Consider the following 2,298-nt stretch of genomic DNA (forward strand, 5'->3'; position numbering starts at 1 on the left):
ATTTTAATTGTTATTGTGGTTGGGGCGTCCCCCCCGTCCTTTTTGGACGGGCGGGACGCCCATCCCACTTTCAAGAGTGGAAGTTATTTAATTCTCATTCCTTACTGGAGTAAGCGTAACAGCAAACTTTATGACAGCGAAACCTGTAAATCCTTAAAACGGCAAAACCATAAATGTGGGGAATATGGCTTAAAAATTCTAGGCGATGAAAGGGTTAATCTACATCATGTAGACGGCAACCATAGTAACTCGAAAATAAACAGCCTTCTAGCGGTTCACTCTCATCTATCACGATTATATTCACATGAGCAAAAGCGAAAGCTGAGAACATCGGGCTCTGTATGCGGAGAAATTCGCACGTACATATCTAAATGGGAGGGGCAGGGAATAATATCTCCCCTCCACCCAACCAATTCTCAAGTGCTTTTGTCAAGCATGATTGAGAGCCTCTTACCCTGCAAGCATAAGATTGCACTTTCGCACTTTTAATGATTGTAACTTGAGATAATTACCCGCCACCCTTTTTTTTCGGTATTTTTGGAGGGCTGACATAGCGCGCCCAAAAAGGTTCTTCCATATCTTTCATCGCTGCTAGTTTTTGGCGCTCTTCCTCTATGCGCTTGCGTTCTGAAAGATTAGAAAATATGTTGATACTGCCGACAGTTTGGCCGCCCGCATCTCGCACAGGTGCGGCCCAAAGCCAAACATCGATCGAACTACCGTCTTTTTTCAACAAAGATATTTCCAAACCATTTTGCGGTTTGCCATTAGACGCAGACTTTAGCAGCGCGTAAAAATCTTGCTTTTGGCCTTCAGGAATATTCGGTAAAGGTTTCCCTAAAACCTCAGCCGCAGCCCAGCCAAAAAGTTGTTCGGCGGCGCGGTTCCAAACAACGGTATTGCCGTCATTGCTGGTACAGTTAATCGCCAGCGGCGCCGATGCTATCTGGGCTTGCAAAACTTGGTTAACGAGTTGCAGTTTCAATTCTACTTGCTTGCCATGGGTAATTTCCTGACAAGCGCCCCACAACCGGACAACCCGTTCAGCAGTTTTGTCCCACACCACTTGCCAGTAGTCCCGCACCCAGCGCACCTCGCCTTTTTGATTAATAATGCGATACTCATTAGCTCCAGTGCGACTGAAAGTACAGCCTTCTAACTGTTTAATTAACATTTCCCTGTCGTCGGGATGAACGAGTTCCGAGTTCCACCAACCAAACGATTCTAATTCTTCAGGAACGATCCCAGTGCAGCGCTCAAAAGCTTCTGTCGCCCACTCGCAGGCGAACTTGCCATCGGGAAGTCCCTTAAAAGAATAGGCAAAATCCGAAGTAATTTGCGACATAACTCTGTAGTGCAGTTCCGACTCTCGGACAGCGACTTCCGCTTGCTTTCGTTCCCCTATTTCCCGCGAATTAATTATAATTCCCTGCACGCTAGAATCGTAAAGCAAACTGTTACCTATTGACTCCATGTAGATCCAAGAACCGTCAGCATGGCGTTTCCGGTATTCGATTGCCCCCCCAATTCCGGGAGCTTCTAACAACTTACCAAAATACGTCTGCCAAGCTAGCAAATCGTCTGGATGGATTAACTCGCCGTGAAATTTGCCAATTCTATCTTCTGGGTTGTAGCCCAAAAGCCGCTGTAGAGATCCGCTGTGGTATCGAACTCGCCCATCGGAGCCAACAATGCTAATTAGATCGGGAGAATTACGCAGCATAGCTTGCAGTTTTGCTTCACTTTTAGTTAATGCTTGAGTGTCCCTGCGATGCTGGCTGATTTGTTTTTCCAACTGCTCCCGTAGCTGTCTGATTTGCCCTACTTGCTGGGCTACAGTGCGTTCCAATAGGCGATTGTTTTTTTCAATTTTAACCAGCTTTGCCGCGTTATTTGTGGCGCTTTCAAACAAGCGGCTGCCTGCAATTTCCTGTAGAGAATTTGATAAATCTTCCAAAGTCTTTGTGAAAATTGCCTGTTGCGGGTGTGGCAATTCCCTAGCTTGTTCCTGCAATGTTTCTAAGTGTTTGTAGACAGTTTCTAGCATTTTATTAAGGGGGGAATCTAATAGTTGCCGGCGGGTGCAACCCCTAAAAAGCGGACACAAGTTTTTTCAACATAACCCATAACTAAGACTGGTGTGTGGCGATCGACCGATCGCGCTCTCAATAACCAGGCATTTTGGGACTTTCTCTTCAAATCATAGCAACCGATAGAGAAATTGACACTCCCTTGCCTAAAGGCGCAGGGATTCTTGGATCATCCAGTCGAACTTATCTCTGTTTGGCTACCATCAGC

General features: G+C 46.1%; 1 protein-coding gene. It reads right to left on the reverse strand.

Annotated elements, in window-relative coordinates; all coding sequences use genetic code 11:
* Positions 1-508 precede the first annotated feature (508 nt).
* Positions 509-2,047, reverse strand: a complete 1,539-nt coding sequence (locus QT987_RS29580) for a PAS domain S-box protein (RefSeq protein WP_333247038.1) — start codon at positions 2,045-2,047, stop codon at positions 509-511.
* Between the last annotated feature and the right edge of the window lie 251 nt (positions 2,048-2,298).

The organism is Microcoleus sp. SVA1B4, assembly GCF_036700545.1.
Taxonomy (GTDB): domain Bacteria; phylum Cyanobacteriota; class Cyanobacteriia; order Cyanobacteriales; family Microcoleaceae; genus Microcoleus.